Origin of the sequence: Sphingopyxis sp. H073 (assembly GCF_001468395.1) — a bacterium.
Classification (GTDB): domain Bacteria; phylum Pseudomonadota; class Alphaproteobacteria; order Sphingomonadales; family Sphingomonadaceae; genus Sphingopyxis.
In genome coordinates this window covers 247,848-270,658 of the sequence record NZ_LNSG01000001.1, presented here as the reverse complement: position 1 = coordinate 270,658, position 22,811 = coordinate 247,848, and the positions used below count along the sequence as shown (strand labels likewise).

The 22,811-nt window shown below is 65.3% G+C and carries 23 protein-coding genes; 12 read left to right on the top strand and 11 right to left on the bottom strand.

The genetic code is table 11. From position 1 onward, the window contains the following. Positions 1-40: 40 nt before the first annotated feature. Together ATE64_RS01395 and ATE64_RS01390 are read left to right on the top strand one after the other, a co-directional pair. The gene (locus ATE64_RS01395) at positions 41-835 is read left to right on the top strand and encodes a crotonase/enoyl-CoA hydratase family protein (protein WP_058457029.1); all 795 of its coding nucleotides are present in this window, start codon (positions 41-43) and stop codon (positions 833-835) included. 1 nt (position 836) lies between these two features. After that, positions 837-2,339, top strand: a complete 1,503-nt coding sequence (locus ATE64_RS01390; RefSeq protein WP_058457028.1) for an acetyl-CoA acetyltransferase — start codon at positions 837-839, stop codon at positions 2,337-2,339. Between the two features lie 120 nt (positions 2,340-2,459). Here ATE64_RS01390 and ATE64_RS01385 read toward each other — a convergent pair whose 3' ends face one another. Further along, complete coding sequence (locus ATE64_RS01385) at positions 2,460-3,959, bottom strand: aldehyde dehydrogenase family protein (RefSeq protein ID WP_058457027.1); 1,500 nt, start codon at positions 3,957-3,959, stop codon at positions 2,460-2,462. 201 nt (positions 3,960-4,160) lie between these two features. Between ATE64_RS01385 and acs the strand changes: the two genes are divergently transcribed. Beyond that, on the top strand, positions 4,161-6,125 hold the full coding sequence (acs, locus tag ATE64_RS01380; RefSeq protein WP_058457026.1) for an acetate--CoA ligase: 1,965 nt from the start codon (positions 4,161-4,163) through the stop codon (positions 6,123-6,125). Positions 6,126-6,302: 177 nt separating this feature from the next. On the opposite strand, the gene ATE64_RS01375 is transcribed toward acs, so the two are convergent. The 8 genes from ATE64_RS01375 to ATE64_RS01340 all read right to left on the bottom strand — a co-directional run bounded on the left by ATE64_RS01375 (position 6,303) and on the right by ATE64_RS01340 (position 15,315). Further along, positions 6,303-7,034: a peptidase gene (locus ATE64_RS01375; RefSeq protein WP_058457025.1), complete on the bottom strand. Its 732-nt coding sequence runs from the start codon at positions 7,032-7,034 to the stop codon at positions 6,303-6,305. A 47-nt stretch (positions 7,035-7,081) separates the two neighbouring features. Beyond that, on the bottom strand, positions 7,082-7,885 hold the full coding sequence (locus tag ATE64_RS01370) for a transglutaminase family protein (protein WP_058457024.1): 804 nt from the start codon (positions 7,883-7,885) through the stop codon (positions 7,082-7,084). 2 nt (positions 7,886-7,887) lie between these two features. Further along, positions 7,888-8,829, bottom strand: a complete 942-nt coding sequence (locus tag ATE64_RS01365; protein WP_058457023.1) for an alpha-E domain-containing protein — start codon at positions 8,827-8,829, stop codon at positions 7,888-7,890. Continuing rightward, positions 8,829-10,268 (bottom strand): circularly permuted type 2 ATP-grasp protein, encoded by a 1,440-nt coding sequence (locus ATE64_RS01360; protein ID WP_058457022.1) that lies wholly within the window; start codon positions 10,266-10,268, stop codon positions 8,829-8,831. Before ATE64_RS01360 ends, ATE64_RS01365 begins: the two co-directional genes overlap by 1 nt. A 135-nt stretch (positions 10,269-10,403) precedes the next feature. Then, the gene (locus tag ATE64_RS01355) at positions 10,404-11,138 is read right to left on the bottom strand and encodes a sulfite exporter TauE/SafE family protein (protein WP_058457021.1); all 735 of its coding nucleotides are present in this window, start codon (positions 11,136-11,138) and stop codon (positions 10,404-10,406) included. 15 nt (positions 11,139-11,153) lie between these two features. Beyond that, the gene (gene secA, locus ATE64_RS01350; RefSeq protein WP_058457020.1) at positions 11,154-13,889 is read right to left on the bottom strand and encodes a preprotein translocase subunit SecA; all 2,736 of its coding nucleotides are present in this window, start codon (positions 13,887-13,889) and stop codon (positions 11,154-11,156) included. Between the two features lie 115 nt (positions 13,890-14,004). Next, positions 14,005-14,211, bottom strand: coding sequence for a hypothetical protein (locus ATE64_RS01345; protein ID WP_231728995.1), 207 nt, complete (start codon positions 14,209-14,211; stop codon positions 14,005-14,007). A 633-nt stretch (positions 14,212-14,844) separates the two neighbouring features. After that, positions 14,845-15,315, bottom strand: coding sequence for a hypothetical protein (locus tag ATE64_RS01340; RefSeq protein WP_058457018.1), 471 nt, complete (start codon positions 15,313-15,315; stop codon positions 14,845-14,847). A 122-nt stretch (positions 15,316-15,437) separates the two neighbouring features. On the opposite strand from ATE64_RS01340, the gene ATE64_RS01335 reads away from it, so the two are divergent. Further along, the gene (locus ATE64_RS01335; RefSeq protein ID WP_058457017.1) at positions 15,438-15,812 is read left to right on the top strand and encodes a RidA family protein; all 375 of its coding nucleotides are present in this window, start codon (positions 15,438-15,440) and stop codon (positions 15,810-15,812) included. Between the two features lie 67 nt (positions 15,813-15,879). Here ATE64_RS01335 and ATE64_RS01330 read toward each other — a convergent pair whose 3' ends face one another. Beyond that, positions 15,880-16,587, bottom strand: a complete 708-nt coding sequence (locus ATE64_RS01330; RefSeq protein ID WP_058457016.1) for a response regulator transcription factor — start codon at positions 16,585-16,587, stop codon at positions 15,880-15,882. Positions 16,588-16,783: 196 nt separating this feature from the next. Further along, entirely contained in the window at positions 16,784-17,719 is a 936-nt protein-coding gene (locus ATE64_RS01325; protein ID WP_058457015.1) for a LysR family transcriptional regulator, read from the bottom strand. A gap of 137 nt (positions 17,720-17,856) precedes the next feature. Between ATE64_RS01325 and ATE64_RS01320 the strand changes: the two genes are divergently transcribed. From ATE64_RS01320 to ATE64_RS01285, 8 genes are all read left to right on the top strand, one after another. Continuing rightward, a complete protein-coding gene (locus ATE64_RS01320; protein WP_058457037.1) occupies positions 17,857-18,555 on the top strand; it encodes a pirin family protein in 699 nt (232 codons plus the stop codon). 87 nt (positions 18,556-18,642) lie between these two features. Further along, positions 18,643-19,239 (top strand): NAD(P)H-dependent oxidoreductase, encoded by a 597-nt coding sequence (locus ATE64_RS01315; RefSeq protein WP_058457014.1) that lies wholly within the window; start codon positions 18,643-18,645, stop codon positions 19,237-19,239. A 68-nt stretch (positions 19,240-19,307) separates the two neighbouring features. After that, positions 19,308-19,910, top strand: coding sequence for an NAD(P)H:quinone oxidoreductase (gene wrbA, locus ATE64_RS01310; RefSeq protein ID WP_058457013.1), 603 nt, complete (start codon positions 19,308-19,310; stop codon positions 19,908-19,910). Between the two features lie 4 nt (positions 19,911-19,914). Next, on the top strand, positions 19,915-20,739 hold the full coding sequence (locus ATE64_RS01305) for a class III extradiol ring-cleavage dioxygenase (protein ID WP_058457012.1): 825 nt from the start codon (positions 19,915-19,917) through the stop codon (positions 20,737-20,739). A 7-nt stretch (positions 20,740-20,746) separates the two neighbouring features. Then, positions 20,747-21,430 (top strand): RNA pseudouridine synthase, encoded by a 684-nt coding sequence (locus ATE64_RS01300; RefSeq protein ID WP_058457011.1) that lies wholly within the window; start codon positions 20,747-20,749, stop codon positions 21,428-21,430. Then, a complete protein-coding gene (gene arfB / locus ATE64_RS01295) occupies positions 21,423-21,821 on the top strand; it encodes an alternative ribosome rescue aminoacyl-tRNA hydrolase ArfB (RefSeq protein ID WP_058457010.1) in 399 nt (132 codons plus the stop codon). Before ATE64_RS01300 ends, arfB begins: the two co-directional genes overlap by 8 nt. Positions 21,822-21,823: 2 nt before the next feature. After that, positions 21,824-22,414 (top strand): SOS response-associated peptidase family protein, encoded by a 591-nt coding sequence (locus tag ATE64_RS01290; protein ID WP_058457009.1) that lies wholly within the window; start codon positions 21,824-21,826, stop codon positions 22,412-22,414. 82 nt (positions 22,415-22,496) lie between these two features. Continuing rightward, entirely contained in the window at positions 22,497-22,811 is a 315-nt protein-coding gene (locus tag ATE64_RS01285) for a PilZ domain-containing protein (RefSeq protein WP_058457008.1), read from the top strand.

Genomic DNA, 22,811 nt, shown 5'->3' with positions numbered 1-22,811 from the left:
CAACCACCCGCGATACTCGCCCGAAAGGGAGAGATTCGCGATGACCGATACCACCATCCTGACCGAACGCCGCGGCCATGTCCTGATCGTCACGATCAACCGGCCCGAGGCGCGCAACGCGGTCAACGCCGCGGTGCATATCGGCATCGGCACGGCGCTCGAAACCGCCGAGGCCGACCCCGAAATCCGCGTCGTCGTCATCACCGGCGCGGGCGAAAAGAGCTTTTGCGCCGGCGCCGACCTCGTAGCCCTGTCGCGCGGCGAGAGCCTCGCGCCGTCTGACCCCGATCAGCTTGCGTGGGGCTTCGCAGGCATGGTGTCGCACCCGATCTCGAAACCGATCATCGCCGCGGTCAACGGCTTCGCTTTCGGCGGCGGCTGCGAGATCGCGCTGATGAGCGACATCATCGTCGCCGCCGAGCACGCCCAATTCGGCCTGCCCGAAGTCAAGGTCGGGCTGTTCGCCGCTGCGGGCGGTGCCTTCCGCCTTGCGCAGCAGATGCCGCGCAAGCTGGCGATGGAGCATATGCTGACCGGCGACCCGATCCCTGCCGCGCGCGCGGCGCAATTCGGCCTCGTCAACCATGTCGTCCCGCTCGCCGAACTGATGCCGACCGCGCTTGCGCTCGCCGACAAGATTGCCGCCAACGCGCCGCTATCGGTGCAGGCATCGAAGCGCGTCGCACTTGGCATCCAGGACGGCCGCATCGCCGCCGACGCGCCCTATTGGGAGCACAACACCCTGGAACGCAGCGCCTTGATGCGCAGCGAAGACGCGCGCGAAGGCCCGCGCGCCTTTGCCGAAAAGCGCAAGCCCGAATGGAAAGCGCGCTGACATGACCATGACCGATCCCGAGCGCATTCCCGTCATCATCGGCGTCGGCCAGGTCAACGACCGCCCCGCCGACCCCGACGAAGGGCTCGACTCGCTCGGGCTGATGGTCGCGGCGCTGCGGGTCGCCGCCGAAGACGCCGGCGTGCCGCTCGCCGAGATCGACAGCCTCGCGATCGTCGACCAGATCAGCTTTCACAGCCTTGGCAAGCTGCCCGAACCGCTGGCCGCCGCCATCGGCGCCAGCCCGGCGATCAATTACCAGTCGGCGGCGCCGCACGGCGACACGCCGGTACGCCTGCTCAACGAAGCCGCAAATCGCATCGGCGCGGGCGAGGTCAAGCTCGCCGCGATCGTCGGCGCCGAAGCCTTACGCACGGCCGCCGGGCGCGCCGCCAAGGCCGCGAGCGGCGAAGACAAAAGCTATAACGCGATCCGCAAGGTCGCGACGCGGCGCGAGCCGAACTACGCGCAGCTCCACGGCCTCGCCGCTCCGGTCGATGTCTATCCCCTCTATGAGAATGCCACGCGCGCCGCGTGGGGCCAGACGCTCGCCGAAGCGCAGACTGAAAGCGCGGAAATCTGGTCGCGCTTTTCGGAGATCGCGGCCGCGAACGACGGTGCATGGATTCGTAAACCCGCGACGCCCGATGACATCCTCCGCGTCGACGAGCGCAACCGCCCGATTGCCTTCCCCTATTCGAAGCTGATGGTCGCCAATTCGTCGGTAAACCAGGGCGCGGGCTTCCTCGTCGCGAGCCTTGCTGAAGCGCGCCGTCGCGGCATCGCCGAGGACCGGCTGATCTATGTCGGGATGGGCGCGGCGGCGAAGGAGCCCGCAAGCATCCTCCACCGCGACCGCTACGACGGCAGCGTGAGCATGGAGACGTCGATCAATCGCACGCTTGAGCTGAATGGCATGGCGGTCGGCGATTTCGACTATGTCGAACTCTACAGCTGCTTCCCCTGCGTGCCCAAGATGGCGCGGCGCACGCTCGGCTGGCCCGCCGACCGGCCCGCAACGGTGTTCGGCGGGCTGACCTTCGGCGGCGGCCCGATCGCCAATTATATGAGCCATGCGATCGTCTCGATGGTGGATAAACTCCGCCGCGGAGGCCGCTATGGATTCCTGTTCGCCAATGGCGGCTTCGCAACCGACAATCATTGCATCGTCCTCGGCAGCGAGCCGATCGCGGCGGCGAGTTTCCCGCAGGATTTCGACTATCAGGCGGAGGCGGAAACGAAGCGTGGACCGGTGCCTGAATTGGTCGAGGATTATACAGGGCCGGCGACGATCGAGAGCTACACGGTCTTTTACGACCGTGACGGCAGTCCGAAAGCGGGTGTCGTGGTGGCGCGCACGCCCGAAGGCGCACGCACGCTGGCGCATGTCGATGTGACCGACGCGGCGATGCTGGCGTTCTTGACTGATGGCAAGGCCGAGCCGGTGGGCACTGCAGGGCAGATTGTGGCGTTGGAGGAAGGCTTCGGTTGGCGGTCAATCTGATCCAACCTCTATTCCGTTCGTGTCGAGCGAAGTCGAGACACCTGTCGGCCTCGCACCACTCCGATGGGCATCTCGACTTCGCTCGATGCGAACGGAAATTTTGGACCGGCTTTTCGGAAGCTAAATCTCGAACGAAACCCCCTGCGCCAGCGGCAGCGCGTCAGAATAATTCACGGTATTCGTCGCGCGGCGCATATATTGGCGCCAGCTGTCCGAACCGCTCTCGCGCCCGCCGCCGGTTTCCTTTTCGCCCCCGAATGCGCCGCCGATCTCGGCGCCCGAGGTACCAAGGTTAACGTTCGCGATGCCGCAGTCGCTCGCGGCCAGAAACCGCTCGGCCTCGCGCATGTCGGTGGTGAAGATCGCCGACGACAGCCCGGCCGCGACGTCATTGTGCAGCCCGATCACGGCATCGAGGTCGTAGTAGCGCATGACGTAGAGGATCGGCGCGAAGGTCTCTTCGAGCACCGGCCCGACCTGCCCCGGCATCTCAACAAGCGCGGGCTTCACATAGAAGCTGGCGCCCTCGCCGATGCGCTCGCCGCCGTGCACCACCCCGCCCGCTGCCTCTGCCGCACCCAGCGCCTCCTGCATCCTCTCATAAGCGGCCCGATCGATCAGCGGCCCGACGAGAACCTCGCCCTCCAGCGGATTGCCGACACCCACGCTGGCATAGGCGGCCTTAAGCTTCGCTACGAAACCATCGTAGATGCCGTCATGAAGAAACAGCCGCCGCGTCGTCGTGCAGCGCTGCCCCGCAGTTCCCATCGCCCCGAAGGCGACGCCGCGCAGCGCCAGGTCGAGGTCGGCCGAAGGCGCGACGATCACGCCGTTGTTGCCGCCGAGTTCGAGGATCGCGCGTGCGAAGCGCCGGGCGAGGCGCGGCGCCACCGCGCGGCCCATCCGCGTCGACCCCGTCGCCGACACCAGCGCGACGCGCGCGTCGTCGACCAGCGTCTCGCCCGCCTCGCGCCCGCCGATCAGCAGTTGCGACAGCCCCGCGGGCGCATCGCCGAAACGCGCCAGCGCACGCTCGAAAATCGCCTGCGTCGCGAGCGCGGTAAGCGGCGTCTTTTCCGACGGTTTCCACACCACGCTGTTGCCGCACACCAGCGCGAGCGCCGCATTCCACGCCCACACCGCGACGGGAAAGTTGAATGCCGAAATCACCCCGGCGACGCCCAGCGGATGCCAGACCTCCATCATCCGGTGCCCCGGCCGCTCGGTCGCGATCGTCAGGCCGTATAGCTGGCGCGACAGCCCGACCGCGAAGTCGCAGATGTCGATCATCTCTTGCACCTCGCCCGCGCCCTCGGACGGGATCTTGCCCGCCTCGATCGTCACCAGCTTTGCCAGATCGTCCTTGGCGGCGCGAAGCTCTTCGCCGAGCAGGCGAACGAGTTCGCCGCGGCGCGGCGCCGGCACGTTCCGCCATGCGCGAAAGGCGGCGCTCGCCTGATCCAGCACCGCCTCGATCGCCGCCGCATCGACGATCTTGATTTTCCCCAGTTGTTCGCCGGTCAGCGGCGTCACAGCAGGCATCGATCCGTCGGTCCATGCCGCCCGGTCGACGCCCAGGGCGCCGAGAATGCGATCGACCTCTTCGCCGACTCCGGCCATCTTCCGTCCTTTCGATTGCAATATTGCGCTGCCTCTAATCCTCTGCCCCCGTTCGTGTCGAGCGAAGTCGAGACGCCTTGCGAGTGCTCACGACCGATCGGCATCTCGACTTCGCGCGATGCGAGCGGATAAGGAGAGAAACGAGGATTCGCGGCCGCACGTCAATGCGACGAGGACGGGCCTGAAATCGGGAGAAGAAGATTGTCCTACCTGCCCCCGTCCGAACCGCTGGTTCCCGTTCCTGCCGATGCCGCTGCGAACACGCATTGCACAGCAGAAGACTACGACCGCCTCTATGCGCAGAGCGTGAGCGATCCCGACAGCTTCTGGGCCGAGCAGGCCAGGCGTCTCGACTGGATCACACCGCCGACGAAAATCGGCAACTGGTCCTACGACCCCGTCGAAATCCGATGGTATGAGGACGGCGTCCTCAACCTCTGTCACAATGCGCTCGACCGCCATGTCGCCGAGGGGCATGGGACACGCACCGCGATCATTTTCGAACCCGACGCGCCCGACGGCGAGACGCGGACGATCAGCTATGCGGCGCTGCTCGCCGATGTCATCCGCTTCGCGAACACGCTGAAAAAGCTGGGCGTCCGGAAGGGCGACCGCGTCACCATCTATATGCCGATGATCCCCGAGGGCGCGGTCGCGATGCTCGCCTGCGCGCGAATCGGCGCGGTGCACAGCGTCGTCTTCGGCGGCTTCTCGCCCGAGGCGATCCACGGCCGCATCGAGGATTGCGCGAGCGACTGGGTGATCTGCGCCGACGAGGGCCTGCGCGGCGGCAAGACCGTGCCGCTCAAGGCCAATGTCGACAAGGCGCTCGAGCGCATCGAGGTGAAGGCGGTGCTCGTCATCGCGCACACCGGCGGCGATGTCGCGATGAAGGAGGGCCGCGATCATTGGTATGACGCCTTGTCCGCGGACGTCCCCGCCGACTGCCCGTGCGAGCCGATGAACGCCGAAGATCCGCTGTTCATCCTCTATACCTCGGGATCGACCGGCAAACCGAAGGGCGTACTGCATACCGTCGGCGGCTACAGCGTCTGGACCGCGACGACCTTCTGGTACGGTTTCGACTATCGCCCCGGCGAGATCTTCTGGTGCAGCGCCGACATCGGCTGGGTCACCGGACATTCCTATGTCGTATATGGCCCGCTCCAGAACGGCGCGACGACGCTGATGTTCGAGGGGGTACCCAATTACCCCGACCACGACCGCTTCTGGCAGGTCGTCGACAAGCACCGCGTCAATATCCTCTACACCGCCCCGACCGCGATCCGCGCGCTGATGCGCGAGGGCGACGATTATGTCACGCGCCACGACCTGTCATCGATCCGCCTGCTCGGCAGCGTCGGCGAACCGATCAATCCCGAGGCATGGCGGTGGTATCACCAGATTGTCGGCAAGGGCCGCGTCCCCGTGATCGACACCTGGTGGCAGACCGAGACCGGCGGGATCATGATCACCACCCTGCCCGGCGCGCACGCGATGCAGCCTGGCAGCGCGGGCAAGCCCTTCTTTGGCGTCCGCCCCGAACTCGTCGACGCCGAGGGCAACACGCTCGTCTGCGAAGAAACGGGCGGCGCGGCGGAAGGTAACCTCTGCATCACGCACAGCTGGCCCGGACAGGCCCGCACGATCTACGGCGACCACGGCCGCTTCGCCGAGACCTATTTCTCGACCTACAAGGGCAAATATTTCACCGGCGACGGCTGCCGCCGCGATGCCGAGGGCTATTGGCGGATCACCGGCCGCGTCGACGATGTCATCAACGTCTCGGGCCACCGCATGGGCACCGCCGAGGTCGAAAGCGCGCTCGTGCTGCACGAGGATGTCGCCGAAGCCGCGGTCGTCGGCTTCCCGCACGACATCAAGGGCCAGGGCATTTACGCCTATGTGACGCTCAACGCCGGGGTCGAGGCCACCGACGCGATCGTCGCGGCGCTCAAGCAGCAGGTCCGCAAGGAAATCGGCCCGATCGCGACCCCCGACCATATCCACCTGACCCCGGGGCTGCCCAAGACGCGCTCGGGCAAGATCATGCGCCGCATCCTGCGCAAGATTGCCGAAAATGATTTCGGATCGCTCGGCGACACGTCGACCCTCGCCGACCCGAGCCTGGTCGACGGACTGATCGAGGGACGGAAGAACCGGTAAGGTTTCGCCGCCACATTCTTTCGTATGATTGAGGCCGGGGCGATGAGGCGCCATATCGGGGGCGCCCCCAAGTTCCGGCCGCCTTTCCCCCTCCCTGCGGCCGGAGCAACATGGCCCGGAAGGCACCGTCCTTCCGGGCCTTCCTTTTCAGGGACTGTCGATCGCCCGGCGGGGCGGTCAGAAATGGAAGTCGGGCAGTTCGGCCAGCGCGATTCCCAGCGCCTCGGCCCAGCCGTCGGCGACGCTTTCGAAATAGGGATCGTTGCGCTCGAACCGGCGCTCCCGCACGCCGACGAAATCGTCGCGCTCGTGCACCTTCAGATCGATCGGCAGGTCGACGCCGGCATTGGCGCGGATCGTCGAATCGAACGAGACGCACAGCAATTTCACCGCATCCTCGAACGACATCGCGGGATCGTAGGAGCGCACGATGATCGGCCGGCCGTATTTCGTCTCGCCGATCTGGAAGAAGGGATTATCCTCCCCCGCCTCGATGAAATTGCCTTCGGGATAGACCAGGAACAGCCGCGGCTCGGCGCCGTTGATCTGCCCGCCGACGATCAGCGACGCGCGGAACAGCGACTCCGCCGCCGGCCCCTCATCATTGTGGCGCATTACAATCTGGCGGAGCGTCTCGCCGACGATCGTCGCGACCGCGAACATCGACGGCGCCGCCAAGATCGAGGGATGGCGCTCTTCGGGGGCCTTGGTGCGCTCGTCGAGCAAGCTGACGACCGCTTGCGTCGTTGCCAGGTTGCCCGCCGACATCAGGGTGATCACGCGCTCGCCCGGCACATGCCAGCTGCGCATCTTGCGGACCTGCGAGATATCGTCGACGCCGGCATTGGTGCGGGTGTCCGACATGAACACCAGCCCCTTGTTCAAACGCATGCCAACGCAATAAGTCATCGAATCCCGTTTCCCGCCCCGGATTATTCTGATCGCCCGCAGCCCGCTTATTGCTGGACCTGCAATTGGACAACCAGATTTTCTTGCGCTGCACCATAACGCATCCCGCGAACCGGGGCCGCGTCGCGATAGTCGAGCCCGGTCGCGACGCGGATGTAACGGCGATCCGGAGAATGGCCGTTGCTGACGTCGAAACCGATCCAGCCGATGTTGTCGAAATGGGCCTCGGCCCAGGCGTGCGTCGCATCCTGATGCGTTCGGTCGTTCATCATCAGATAGCCCGAGACATAGCGCGCCGGGTGCCCGAGCTGCCGCATCGCCGAAATGAAGATATGGGTGTGGTCCTGACACACGCCGCCCTCGCCCGAGAGCGCGGTCTCAGCCGTCGTTTCGGCATCGGTCACGCCGATCCGGTACGGCAGTTTTTCGAGGATCAGCGCCGACAGCGCGTGCGCGCGTTCGATATCCGATGCAAAATCGCGGCCCAGCGAGGATACCAGCGCGCGCACCCCGCGTCCCGGCCGCGTCAGCGGAGTGCGGCGCAGGAAGCTCCACAGCGGCATCGGCCCGCGATGCGGGCCGATCACCCCGTCCCACGTCACCAGTTCGACCTCGCCGGCGCAGCGGATGACAAGCTCGCGCGCGCCGCTGTCGACCGCGATCAGGTCGACGCCATTGCCGTGATGATCGGTATAATGGAACTGCTGCGAACCGCCGTCGATCGCGATCGTCCAGTCGTGGATCAGCTGTTGCCCGGGTCGCTCCTTCGGCGTCAGCTTGAGCTGCTGCAGCGCGTAGCGAACCGGGCTGTCGTACTGATAATGGGTGGTATGTTCGACACGCAGTTTCATCGTCATTCCACAAAGCGGTAGTCGCGCTCGATCTGCTGCGCGAGCGCGGCGTTGGCACGAAGGAAGTCGGTGATGAATTCGTGCAGCCCGCCGTCGAAGATCGACCCGATCGGGCGCGACAGGCGTTCGCGGCACATCGACGAACCCATGCGGATCGCGTCGGTCTCCACGCCATAGGCGCGCTGGAGCAGGCCTAGATTGTCGTTCATCTGGTCGCAGCAGAAAGCAAGACTGCGCGGCATCTGTTTGTAGAGGATCAGGAATTCGGCGATCTTGAGCGCGCTGATCTCGGTACCGTAGAGCCAGTGATAGGCGCGGTGCGCCGACACCGAGCGCAGGATCGTCTCCCACTGCACATTGTCGATCGAGGTGCCGATATGCGCAACCGACGGCAGCAGCAGATAATATTTGACGTCGAGGATGCGCGCGGTGTTGTCGGCGCGTTCGAGGAAGGTGCCGAGCCGCGCGAAATTATAGCCGTCGTTGCGCAGCATCGTGCCCGAAAAGGCCCCGCGCACGAGCGCATTGTTCTGGCGGATCGCCGCGAGCACATCGGGCAGATCGTCCTCACGCACCTGCCGCTTGAGCTGCGCGCCGAGCGCCATCCAGCTGGTGTTGACCGCCTCCCATACTTCGCGGGTGAGATAGGTGCGCGCCGTGCGCGCATTGTCGCGCGCCTGCTTGACCACCGATAATATACTCGACGGATTGGCCGGGTCGCGCAGCATGAAATCGACGACGCGTTGCGAATGATAGTCCTGATGCGCCTGACGGAACCGGACATCCTGTCCCGCGGTGACGAGCACCGAGCGCCATTCGGCCGCCGCGGTGCTCGACCGTGTCAGCGCGATGCGGAAGCCCGCGTCGATCAGCCGCGCATTATTCTCGCTGCGCTCGAGGTAGCGCGCCATCCAGAACAGCGATCCTGCCGTTTTCCCGAGCATCAGTCTTCCAATACCCAGGTGTCTTTGGTGCCGCCGCCCTGGCTCGAATTGACGACCAGCGACCCCTTGGTCATCGCGACGCGCGTCAGCCCGCCGGGCGTGATCGTGATCCCCTGCGGCGACATGAGCACGAAGGGCCGAAGGTCGACGTGCCGCGGTGCCAGCCCCGCCTTGGTGAAGATCGGGACGGTCGAGAGCGACAGCGTCGGCTGCGCGATGTAATTGCCGGGGTTCGCCTCCAGCTTCCTGCGGAAGGCGGCGACCTCCTTCCTGCTCGCAGCCGGGCCGACGAGCATGCCGTAGCCGCCCGACCCGTGGACTTCCTTGACGACCAGTTCGGGCAGCCGGTCCAGCACCTCTTTCAGATGGTCGGGGTCGCTGCAGCGCCATGTCGGCACATTGGGCAGCAGCGCCTTTTCGCCCGTATAGAATTCGATGATGTCGGGCATGTAGCTGTAGAGCGCCTTGTCGTCGGCGATCCCCGTACCCGGCGCGTTGGCGATCGTGATCCCGCCGGCGCGATAGACGTCCCAGATCCCCGGCACGCCGAGCATCGAATCGGGCCGGAAGTTCAGCGGGTCAAGGAAATCGTCATCGACGCGGCGATAGATGACGTCGATCGGCGTATAGCCCTGCGTCGTGCGCATCGCGACGCGGCCGTCGACGACGCGCAGGTCATGCCCCTCGACCAGCTCGGCGCCCATCTGGTCGGCGATGAAGCTGTGCTCGAAATAGGCGCTGTTGTGGATGCCGGGGGTCAGCACCGCGACCGTCGGCGTGCCGTTGCACTTCGGCGGGGCGCAGGCCGAGAGCGACTTCAAGAGGTTGAGCGGATAGTCGCTAACCTCGCGTACCGAGATTTTCGCGAACAGCTCGGGAAACATCTGGAGCATCGTCTCGCGATTCTCGAGCATGTACGACACGCCCGATGGCGTGCGCGCATTATCCTCGAGCACATAATATTCATTCGGCCCGGTGCGGACGATGTCGATACCGCTGATATGCGTATAGACGCCGCCCGGCGGGTCCATACCCATCATCATCGGCAGGAAGGCCTCGTTGCGCGAGATGAGATTGACCGGCACGCGACCGGCGCGAAGGATTTCCTGCCGGTGGTAGATATCGTGGAGGAAGGCGTTGAGGGCGCGCACGCGCTGTTCGATCCCGCGCGACAGGCGGCGCCATTCGCCCGCCGAGATGATGCGCGGAACGACGTCGAACGGGATCAGCCGCTCGTCGGCCTCATCCTCGCCATAGACGTTGAAGGTGATGCCGGTGGTACGAAAAAAGGCCTCGGCCTGCTGCGCCTTGCGCTGGATGCGGGCCGCATCCTCACGATCGAACCAGTCATGATAATCGCGGTAGGGCGATCGGACCTCGCCCCCATGTCCCGTCATCTCGTCGAAAAAAGGAATGCCCCAGCCCTTTCCACGCAACATGCCTTCGGTCCGGCCGCGCGCGGTGCGCGGCCCGGGTCATCCCTGCCTGCTGCGTCGCTTGTAGGCTACGCGGCCGCCAAGCTTGTTGGATGATGCTAGCACTGACACGCCGGAAGGCAAGAGCGCTGAAAGCCCTTAAAAACCAAAGAGCAGGCGCAATGCCACAAAGCCGACGAGCAGCGCCGTCAGCCGCCGGATCAGCGTCGCGGGCCCGGTCTTGACCGCGAGCTGGGTACCAACCGCACCGCCGATCAGCACCGCGACGAGCAGCGGCCAGTGCCCGGCGACCGCGTCGATCATCTCGGCGCCCTTGCCCTTGATCAGCTGGCCGGTCAGCCCGAACAGGCTGTTGACGAGGATGAACAGGCTGGCGGTCGCGGCGACACTGCGCGCCTCGGCCCAGCGGATGAGGTGGAGGATCGGCGCGAGGAAGATACCGCCACCGATGCCGACGACGCCTGCAAGGTAGCCGATCGTGGCGGCGATCGGCAGCAACAGCTTGGGCGACAGCTCGACGGGCTTCGCGGTCTGCGGCTGGAACAGCAGCGCGATGGCCGAGGCGAGCAGCGACACGCCGAGCAGAATGACGAGCACGCCCTGTTTCACCGGGGTCAGCCCGCCAAGAAAGGCGAGCGGCGCCGCGACGACGATCAGGGGAAGCGCCTTGGCCCACGGCATCACACCGGCGCGCGCGAAGCGGATCGTCCCGCCGGTGACGACGACGACATTGCACGCGAGGCTGATCGCCGGGACGAGCCCGACCGCAACGCCGCCCAAGAGCAGCAGCGCAGTGTACGTCGACCCGCCACCGAAACCGACCGCCGCATACAGCAGCGCGGTCAATCCGAAGAGAGCGGCGAGTCCGGGCATTGCCTCAGCCTGACGTCATAGCTGCCCGTGGCAATGCTTGTACTTGCGACCCGAGCCGCACGGGCACGGCGCGTTACGGCTGATCTCGAGCGCCGCGTAAGGGTTTTCGCCCTCGGGCAAATCCGGGCGCGGCGCCTGCATCGGCGGCAGCGTGTTCGCGATCACGCCCAGCTGGCCGCCGTCGATATCGGCGCTGTCATCCTCGCCAGTGAACGGATCGATGTGCGTGGTCAGGAAGTCGGGCAGTTCGGGAAGCGGCATCGCCTCGGGCTCCTGGAACTGGAAATCGATCCGCGCGACGGTGCGCGTCACATCCTCGCGGATATTCGAGAGCATCCGCTCGAACAGCGCGAAGGCTTCCTGCTTATATTCGTTGATCGGCTGCTTCTGCGCGTAGGCGCGCAGGAAGATCGCCTGGCGCAGCGCGTCGAGCGTCGCGAGGTGATCCTTCCAGTGATGGTCGAGCGTCTGGAGGAGGATCGACTTTTCGACGCTGCGCCAGGTTTCGGGTTCGACCTGCCCCGCCTTTTCAGCCGCGGCCGCGTCCGCCATTTGCTGAATGCGTTCCTCGAAAATTTCGGGATCGACCGCATCCTCCTGCATCCACGCGTCGATCGGCGGATTGAGGTCGAGCACGTCGGCGACGCGCGCCTTCATCGTCTCGATATCCCACTGCTCGGGATAGCTGCCCGGCGGACAGGCGTCGGCGACGATCGCATTCACCGTCTCGGCGCGCATCGCCGTCATCACCTCATCGACGGTCTCGCTGTCGATGATCTCGCCGCGCTGTTCGTAAATGACCTTACGCTGGTCGTTCATGACGTTGTCATATTCGACGACCTGCTTGCGGATATCGTAGTTGCGCGCCTCCACCTTCTTCTGCGCGGTCTCGATCGCCTTCGACAACCATTTGGAGCCGATCGCCTCGCCATCTTCCAGATTCTTGTTCATCATCTTGGCGAACAACGTGTCCGGCCCGAAGATGCGCAGCAGGTCGTCGTCGAGGCAGAGATAGAATTTCGACAGGCCGGGGTCGCCCTGACGCCCCGACCGGCCGCGCAGCTGGTTGTCGATACGACGGCTTTCGTGGCGTTCGGTCGCGAGCACGAACAGCCCGCCCGCGGCGCGCACGGCTTCGCGTTCGGCCGCGACCTCGTCGCGGATGCGCTGCTCGGCGGCCTCGCGCTCGGGGCCCGCCGGCATGTCCTTCAGCTCATCCTCGATACGGAACTCTTCGTTGCCGCCGAGTTTGATGTCGGTGCCGCGGCCCGCCATGTTCGTTGCGATGGTGACCGCTCCGGTCCGGCCCGCCTGCGCGACGATATGCGCCTCGCTTTCGTGGAAGCGCGCATTGAGCACGCTGTGCGCCACGCCTTCCTTTTCGAGGAAGGACGACAGCAGCTCCGACTTCTCGATCGATACGGTGCCGACGAGCACCGGCTGGCCGCGCTCCTGCGCCTGGCGGATCGTCTTGGCGATCGCGCCGAACTTGTCGGTGATATTCTTGTAGAATTCGTCCTCGTCGTCCTGCCGCGCGATCGGGCGGTTGGTCGGGATGGTGACGACGTTCATCTTGTAGATGTCGAAGAATTCGGCCGCTTCGGTCGCGGCCGTGCCGGTCATGCCGCTGAGTTTCGGATACATGCGGAAGTAATTCTGGAAGGTGATCGACGCGAGCGTCTGGTTCTCGGGCTCGATCTGCACGCCTTCCTTGGCCTCGACCGCCTGGTGCAGGCCGTCGGACCAGCGGCGGCCGTCCATCATGCGGCCGGTGAACTCGTCGATGATGACGACCTTGCCGTCCTTGACGATATAATCGATGTCCAGCTTAAACATCTGGATCGCCTTCAGCGCCTGGTTGACGTGATGGACGACCTGCGTGTTCTCGATGTCGTAGAGGTTGCTACCCTGCAGCAGACCCGCAGCTTCGAGCAGGCGTTCGACATGCTCGGTGCCTTCTTCGGTCAGGTTGATCGACTTGGACTTTTCGTCCTTCTCATAATCCTCCTCGACGAGCTGATGCACCACCTCGTTGACGCGGACGTACATCTCCGACTTGTCGTCGGTCGGGCCCGAGATGATCAGCGGCGTGCGCGCCTCGTCGATGAGGATCGAGTCGACCTCGTCGACGATGCCGAAGTTGAATTCGCGGTGGACCATTTGCTGGCGTTCGAACTTCATATTGTCGCGGAGATAATCGAACCCCAGCTCGTTGTTCGTCGCGTAGGTGATGTCGCTGTTATAGGCTTCGCGGCGCTGCGTCTCGTTGAGGTTCGGGACGATGATCCCGGTGGAGAGACCGAGGAAGCTGTAAACGATGCCCATCCATTCGGCGTCGCGGCGCGCCAGATAGTCGTTGACGGTCACGACATGGACGCCCTTGCCCTCGAGCGCGTTGAGATAGCAGGGCAGGGTCGCCATCAGCGTCTTGCCCTCGCCCGTCGCCATTTCGGCGATCTCGCCGCGGTGGAGGACGATGCCGCCGATCATCTGCACGTCGAAGTGGCGCATGCCGAGCGTGCGCTTCGCCGCTTCGCGCACCGTCGCAAAGGCTTCGGGCAGGATGTCGTCGAGCGTCTCGCCGGCCTCGAGGCGGTCGCGGAATTTTTGCGTCTGCGCCTTCAGATTCTCGTCGCTCAGCGCTTCGAGTTCGGGTTCGAAAGCGTTGATTTTGGCGACGATCTTGCGGATCGAGGCGACATAACGGTCGTTGGACGAACCGAACAGGCTCTTGGCAAGGCTGCCGAACATAATGGATTTCCTTGGAATTCTATGGCTTCAGCGCAGTTTCAAACCGCACGCGAATGATATGCAAAGGCCCCCGCGCGAGCGGAGGCAAAGCCCGAAAGGGCGTCAGCGGGCGATGCTATTCGAGCGCGCGGTCGCTGCCGGTGAGGAGGCCGGGAAGATGCGGCGGGCCCGCCTTGCGCGGCTTGCCGCCGCCGCCGCTGGCGCGGCGGGTCGGTGTGGTGGCCGCCGGACGGCGCTCGCTGTCGCTGGCCTCGACTTTGCCTGCGCTTTCGGCGAGCATGACGAGCGACCCCATCGCCGCCGGAACGGCAGGCGCAGCCATCGCCCGGTCCGCACTCGCGAAACCGGTGAGCAAAGCCAAAAGGGTCAGCAAAAGCCGCAAGAATCGCCCCTCTAAACGTCCGGAGCCCCGATTATTGCGCCCCGTTCCCTGAACATAGGGTGAAAACGGACCGGCGTCTAGAGTCGGGATCCATTAATTCCGCGCTCGAGGCTCCGGTTCTGGAGCGGAATTTCAGACCGTCGCATTTTGGAGACGAATTGCGCCGACGGCTTCATTGGCGGCCCAAAAGCCAGACGGATAAATGGGGTGCGGGGCTGTCATGCCTCGCTGGTCATCGCGGCCCGGATTTCAAAGTTCAGGAAAGTTCAGCCTATCGCATCACCCGTTTGTGACCGGGAGGATTGCCGACGCATCGCGCACGCCGTGCCCGCAAGCCGGGCCGAGACCGCTTTTGTCCACCAGATGAAAGAGCCGGGTGAAGGCTGGCACAGGCGGATAATGTAGGAAAGGCCAATTTGAAGCCGATGGCGGCTGTGGGGTGGTTAGCGCACGTATCAACAGCGTCGCCCCCGCGCAGGCGGGGGCCGCTAGCCGTCTATTCCTGCGCGGCCGCGTAAACCGACAGCGGCCCCCGCCTGCGCGGGGGCGACGGCTTATTTCGGTCGTTAGCGGTCATTTGCAAAGAGCGTCGTCCTTTAACCAAGACTGGGCATTTTTGCTAAGTTGGGGGTCGCTACTCTTTTCCGCGATTTCGGTCATCATTTGACGCGCGGTGGGGCAATCCTTTGGGCCAATTTTCACTGCCAAGGAATGCCTACCGGGCTCGAACCCGGCCTTTGCTGAAAGCCGCAGCCATCGCTCTTCTTCCCGCAAGTTTCTCGGGTCACCGGCGACGCCAGATTCTCCCCCCGCCATCCCATAGAAGAGTGCAAGTTTATAAGCGGCCTCCCCATCGCCCGCGCGCGCCTGCTGCTGGAGCGCAATGCGTTCAGCGGGAACAATGTCAAAAGTAGAGGCGCCATCGACACCTGCCGCCGAACTTACGGATTGGTCGCTGGACTTACGCTCAACGAGATTGTCACATCCACTCATCATCAAAGCGGCTACGCCGAGGGCGACAATGGAAGGACGAGCGGTGGTCATAGGGCAATTATTACCGCTTTAACAAACGTCTGCAATCGGTCGCAACCCGTCACTCGGCCATTTTTCGACCGCCCGCCGAAAAGCCGTGCTATCGTCGGCGACATGATCGGGAAAAGCATGAGATGACATCGGGCGATTCAGGTCCGCATTATTCGCCCTTCACCCTCGGCGGCGGCCTCATTTTCGTGTCGGGACAGCTCCCCCTGCGGCCGGGCCGCGATACGACGCTGGCGGCGGCATCGTTCCGGGAGCAGGCCGAACAGGCGCTTTCCAACCTGCGCGCGGTGCTCGCAAGCGCGGGCGCCGACCTTTCGCAGGTGGTCAAGACGACCGTCTATCTGACCGACATCGCCGACTGGGACGAACTCGACGAGGTATATGGCGCCTTCTTCGGCACCGCGCGGCCGGCGCGGAGCGTCATCGCGACCGGACCGCTGCATTTCCGCTTCCGGATCGAGATCGAGGCCATCGCCGTCGCGGCGAAAACCGCCGGCTGATGCCCAAACGGAAACCGGCGCGGATCGCTCCGCGCCGGTTTCCGTGTAATAACTGGCTTGAAGCGGCTCAGGCGACCCGGCGCACTTCATTCCCCTCATCATCGATATCGCGCAGCACATAGCCGCGACCCCAGACCGTCTCGATATAATTTTCGCCGCCGCAGGCGAGCGCCAGCTTCTTGCGCAGCTTGCAGATGAAGACGTCGATGATCTTCAGTTCGGGCTCGTCCATGCCGCCATAGAGGTGGTTCAGGAACATTTCCTTGGTCAGCGTCGTACCCTTGCGGAGCGAGAGCAGCTCGAGCATCTGATATTCCTTGCCGGTCAGATGCACGCGGACGCTGTCGACCTCGACCGTCTTGGTGTCGAGATTGACCGCCAGCTTGCCCGTCTTGATGACGCTCTGGCTGTGGCCCTTCGACCGGCGGACGACCGCATGGATGCGGGCGACCAACTCGTCGCGGTGGAACGGCTTGGTGACATAGTCATCGGCGCCGAAGCCGAACGAGCGCACCTTCGAATCCATTTCCGAAATGCCCGACAGGATCAGCACCGGCGTCTGCACCTTCGCAGTGCGCAGCTTCTTCAGCACGTCATAGCCGTGCATGTCGGGCAGGTTCAGGTCGAGCAGGATGATGTCGTAATCATAGAGCTTGCCCAGATCGAGGCCCTCTTCGCCCAGATCGGTCGTGTAAACGTTGAAGCCCTCGGTGGTGAGCATCGTGTCAATCGCCTTCGCGGTCGTCGGCTCGTCCTCGATCAGCAGTACGCGCATTGGGCACCCCTTAACTGTTTCCCACGATGATCCCGCGAACCCGATCGCACGACCCCCCTGGATGTGCCGACCGGAACCCGCTCGCGAGACTGCCGGAACATTAACCATGAAACTAATGAAGGGAAAAGGTTAATTTTGGTTTAACCCGCAGGAATCCACGAGTCGCGGCGAATTCCGTTGCCATTTTGCACCAGATTCACCCCGTTCGCCGGGCGAGATGATCGTCATGCGCGCCGGTGCAGGAGCGTTTGAGGACATCGACCAGAAAGTCCGCCAGCGCGGTCACGCGCGCGGGACGCAGCCGCGACGGCGGCGACAGCAGATGCAGATAGGATTGCGGCAGCGACCAGTCGGTGAGGATGCGGACCAGCGCGCCCGACGCCAGTTCCTGGTCGGCGATGAAGTCGGGCAGCACCGCGATCCCGCCCCCCGCGACAAGCAAAGGAACCGCGATGTCGCCGTTGTTCGCGAACAGGGGCCCGCTGGGGACGACCGTCGCCTGCTCGCCCTCGCGGTGGAAGTGGAGCGGCATCGCGCGTTCGCGGTGCCCGTATCCGACCAGCCGATGGCCCGCGAGTTCGAGCGGGTGGCGCGGCGTGCCGTGGCGCTCCAGATAGGCCTCGCTCGCGATCACCGACGCCGCGACCGGCGCGATCGTCCGCGCGAGCAGGCTGGAATCGTCCATCCGCGAGATGCGGAGCGCGAGGTCGATCCCCTCGGCGACCAGGTCGCTCCGCGCGTCGCTGAGGATGATGTCGACCTCGACCGCCGGATGCATTTCGAGAAAGGTCGCGAGCGGACGCCCCAGCACCTTGATCCCGAAGCTCATCGGCGCGGCGAGGCGGATCGGCCCGGCAAGGTCGCGCCGGTCGCCGCGCGCCGCTTCGGTCGCCGACACCGCCGCCGCGACCATCGCCCGCGCCTCGTCGACCAGCCCCGCCCCGGCGGTCGACAGCGTCACCTGCCGCGAACTGCGCAGCAGCAGCGTGATGCCGAGCGACGCCTCGAGCCGCGTCACCGCTTTCGACACGCTCGCCTTCGACAGGCCGAGCGACGCGGCGGCGGCGGTGAAGCTGCCGCTGTCGGCGACCGCGGCGAAACAGGCCCAGCCCTCATAATCGGGAAGCGACATCCAATACCTCGAAAATGGAAACGATGATTTTCCATCTACGCTATTTTCGAAACGATCCCAAAGCCTATTTTGTCCTCAACACAAGGGCGCGGTCCGGCATCAATGCCGGCAAGGCCGCACCCAGGAAGGACAAGGCCATGATCGATATTCGCAAATTCGACACGCTGGGCCATGCCAATCACGGCTGGCTCGATGCCCGTCATCACTTCTCTTTCGCCGACTATTACGAACCCGGCCGCATGGGTTGGGGCGCGCTGCGCGTCTGGAACGACGATGCCATCGCGGCGCAGTCGGGCTTTCCCGCCCACCCGCACCGCGACATGGAAATCATCACCTATGTCCGCAGCGGCGCGATCAGCCACCGTGACTCGATGGGCAATGCCGGCCGCACCGTGGCGGGCGACGTCCAGGTAATGAGCGCCGGCACCGGCGTCATGCACAGCGAGTTCAACCTTGAGGACGAGGAAACGACGCTGTTCCAGATCTGGATCATGCCAACCCAAGGCGGCGGCAATCCCGGTTGGGGCCAGCGCGAATTTCCGAAGGCCGACCGGTCGGGCCGGTTCGTGACCCTGGCGAGCGGCATCGAAGGCGATGACGACGCGCTGCCGATCCGCGCCGACGCCCGTGTGGCCGCGGCGACGGTCGAGGCAGGTGAAAAGCTCGCCTACGACCTCGGCCCCGGCCGCCACGCCTATCTCGTCGCCGCCAAGGGCCGCATCCGCGTCAACGGTCAGGATGCCGACCCCCGCGACGGCATCGCGATCCGCGACGTCGGAACGATCGAGGTCGAAGCACTCGACGACGCCGAACTGGTGCTGGTCGACAGCCTCTGACGAAGTCCCCCGGGCCGCCGCCAAGCCCCTCCCCGTCGGCGGCGGCCCACCCCCTTTTCACCAAGTTCAAATTGAAGGAGTAACACGATGAGCCACATTCTTCGTATCGATGCGAGCGCGCGCCACGCGGGCTCGACCACCCGCCAGCTTGCCGACAAGCTCGTCGCCCGCCTGGTCGAACAGGGTTATGGCGCCAGCGTCACCGTGCGCGACCTCGCCCAGACCCCGCCGGCCCTGCTGACCGAAAACTGGGTCGGCGCGAACTTCACCGACGATGATGCCCGCAGCGCCGATCAGAAGGCCGCGCTCGCAGCATCGGACGAGCTGATCGGCGAACTCGAAGCCGCCGACACGATCGTCATCGGCGTGCCGCTCTACAACTTCGCGGTTCCGGCGTCGCTGAAGGCCTGGATCGACCTCATCGCCCGCGCCCGCCGCACCTTCCGCTACACCGAAGCCGGCCCCGAAGGGCTGCTGAAGGGCAAGAAGGCCTATCTGGTCGTCGCCACGGGCGGCGTGCCGGTCGGCAGCGACTATGATTTCGCGACCGGTTATCTGCGTCATGTTCTCGGCTTCGTCGGCATCACCGACGTCACCGTAATCGACGCCGGTCAGCAGATGATGGATGGCGATGCCGTGAACCGCGCAACCGCCGCAATCGACGAACTCAAGCAGGCCGCTTGATCCCCGAGTCGCCGCCGCGCGCTTCCTCCTGCGTGGCGGCGGCCTCTCTGCAAGGAAAGGACTGAACGATGGCCAAGGTACTGGTGCTTTACTATTCGAGCTATGGTCATGTCGAACAGATGGCCGATGCCGTCGCCGAGGGCGCGCGCGCCGCAGGCGCCGACGTCGACATCCGCCGCGTCGCCGAAACCGCCCCGCAGGCGGTGATCGAGGCCGCCGGCTTCAAGACCGACACCGCGCATCCGCTGCTGAGCGATCCGAACGAGCTCGCGACCTATGACGCGATCGTCGTCGGTACCCCGACGCGCTTCGGCCGCATGGCGAGCCAGATGGCGAGCTTTTGGGACACTGCCGGCGGCGTGTGGGCGCAGGGCAAGCTCAACGGCAAGGTCGGCGCGGCCTTCACCTCGACCGCGACGCAGCATGGCGGGCAGGAAACGACGCTCTTCTCGGTCCTGACCAACCTGCTCCACTTCGGCCTGACGATCGTCGGGCTCGACTATGGCTACGCCGGCCAGATGGGCGTCGGCGAGGTCAAGGGCGGCGCGCCTTACGGGGCGACGACCGTTGCCGACGGCGACGGTTCGCGACAGCCGAGCGAAGCCGATCTCGGCGGCGCCCGCTATCTGGGTGAGCGCGTCGCGAAGACCGCCGCCAAGCTGATCGCCTGAACCGATGCGCCGTCTCCCGAGCTGGTTCCTTTCGCATGGCTCGCCGATGATGGCGCTCGAGCCCAGCCCGGCGCGGGATTTCCTCGCCGGGCTGGGCAACTCGCTGCCGCGTCCGCGCGCGATCCTTGTCGTGTCGGCGCATCATGATGCGGCGTCTCAGGATGGCAGGGCGACTGTGACCGCTTCGCCCGCACCGCCGACAATTCACGATTTCGGGGGTTTCCCGGAAGAGCTGTTCGCGATGCGCTATCCCGCGCCGGGTGATCCGGCGCTGGCGCAGCGCGTTGTCGACCTGCTCGCCGCGCACGGTCTGACCGTCGCCGCCGATCCAGAGCGCGGGCTCGACCATGGCGCGTGGGTGCCGCTGTCGGTGATCTATCCGCAAGCCGACATTCCGGTCGTCCAGCTCTCGATCGCCTCAAACGCATCTCCCGAATGGCATTATGCGCTGGGGCAGGCGCTCGCCCCGCTGCGCGACGAAGGCGTCCTCGTCATCGGATCGGGCAGCATCACGCATAATCTCCGCGCCTTCTTCACCACGCGCCCGGCGATCGGTGCCCCGGCGCCCGCATGGGTCAGCGACTTCACTGCCTGGGTCGCCGGCCGGATGGAGGCCAATGCGATCGACGATGTCCTCCATGCGGTCAAGCGCGCGCCGCATGGGAAGGACAACCATCCGACGCCCGACCATATCCTGCCGCTGTTCGTCGCGATGGGAGCAGGCGCCGACGGCGATAACCTGCACGCAAAGCGCCTCCACGCCAGCACGACCTATGCGTTTCTGGCGATGGACGTTTACGCTTTCGGCGAGGAGAGCGTCGCCGTATAGCGCGGCCATGCTTCTTTCAGACCATATCCTTTTCCTCGACGGCGAGGCGCTTGTCATCGACAAGCCCGCGGGCCTGCCCGTCGACGCACCCCGCGACGGCAGCCTCAGCCTCGAGAATCATCTCGACAGCCTGCGCTTCGGCTTCAAGCGCTGGCCGCTGCCCGTCCACCGGCTCGACCGCGACACCTCGGGCTGCCTGCTGCTCGCGCGCAATCCGAAGGCGCACGGCCGCTTCACCCGCGCCTTCGAGGAGCGCGCGGTCGAAAAGCAGTATCTCGCGATCCTCGACGGCGTGCCCTCGGGCGACCGTGGCACGATCGACCTGCCCCTCGGCAAGACCTCGACGGCCGAACAGGGCTGGCGCATGGTCGTCGATCCGAAGGGCAAGCCCTCGGTCTCGCATTGGGAAAAGCTCGCCGTCGAGAACGGCCGCGCGCTGCTGCGCTTCCGCCCAGAGACCGGCCGCACGCACCAGCTGCGCGTCCATGCGCTCGAAGGGCTTGGTTTTCCGATCGTCGGCGATCCCGTTTACGGCAAGGGTGGTGCGAAGGATCGCACGATGCTCCACGCCGAACGGCTCGTCGTAAGACGTGACGTCAAGCCGCCAGTAATTGCCGAGGCGCCCTTTCCCGATCGCTTCGCCGCGATGGGCTTTTCGGCACCCGAAGGGGCGTCGCCGACCCGTGGCTGACATCCCCGAAAGCGCGATCACCGAGAAGTTCTTGGCGGGGTCGGGCCCCGGCGGTCAGAATGTCAACAAGGTCGCGACCGCGTGCCAGCTTCGCGTCGATGTCTTCGCGCTCGGACTCGCGCCCGATGCCTATCGCAGGCTCAAGACGCTCGCCGGAAGCAAGATGACCTCCGCCGGCGAACTCGTCATTCTCGCCCGCAGCTTTCGCACCCAGGAGGCCAATCGCGCCGACGCCCGCGCGCGGCTGAACGAACTGGTCGACGCCGCGCTCGTCCGCCCCGAGAAACGGATCAAGACCAGGCCGAGCAAGGCCGCGAAGGCCCGCCGCGTCGACACCAAGAAAGCGCGGAGCTCGGTCAAGGCGGGGCGCGGCCGCGTGCATCTCGACTAGACATGCAGCTCTATCGGCTCGACGGCACAGCAGCGCAGATTTCCGCTACTTTTGGCGTCGATGCGGGCGACGATCCCTGGACCGGCGGCTATGTCACGCCCGGCCGTCCCGCGCCGGTGATCGCCCCCGACAGCCGCGGCGGACCGCGCCGCTATCTGCGCCCGAAACTCTGGGGCGTCCCGCCCCCGCCGCAGGGCACGCAGCCCGTCGCCACCGTCCGCAACCTGACAAGTCCGTTCTGGATCGGGACACTCCGCCATCCCGAGCTCCGCTGCCTGATTCCGGCGACGAGCTTTGCCGTCTGGTCGGGCCCGGCGGGCGCGAAGCGCCAGCGCTGGGCGTCGGTGCCCGGTCGCCCGATCTTCGCCTTCGCGGGCATCCAGCGCCAGACCGAGGACTGGCCGGGCTTCGCGGTGCTGACGACCGACCCGAACGGCCTGCTCGAACGCCTCGCTCCTGTCGCGATGCCGCTGATCCTGCACGCCGAGGACCATGTGCGCTGGCTGACCGCCGACTGGCGCGACGCCGTGCATCTCGTCACCCCCTTCCCGAGCCATTTGATGGCGGTCGACGACACTTATCCCTACCCGTAATTTCATCAATTCGCTTCACCTTGCGATAACCAACGGCGCGTTAAATTCGCCCCGAATCGACCAGCGAGGTGGGAACACAGACGTGCTGACCAACGCCAACACCAAGACGACCACGAAGGGCCGCCGTGCCGAACGCTCGCCCGTGCAGGCACGGGCGCGCTTTCGCGAGCCCGGCTTCAATCCCTTCGACGTCGAGCTGTACGACCTGTCCTCGACGGGTTTCCGGATGGTGACATTCTCGCGCCCGCAGATCGGCAAGGCGATCTGGGTCAGCCTGCCCGGCCTGCAACCGCTCGAAGCGATCATCCGCCGCGCCGACGGCAATAACTACGGCTGCGAATTCACGCACCCGCTGCACCCGTCGGTCGCGAAGCACCTCCAGGTCAAGCTGCGCTGA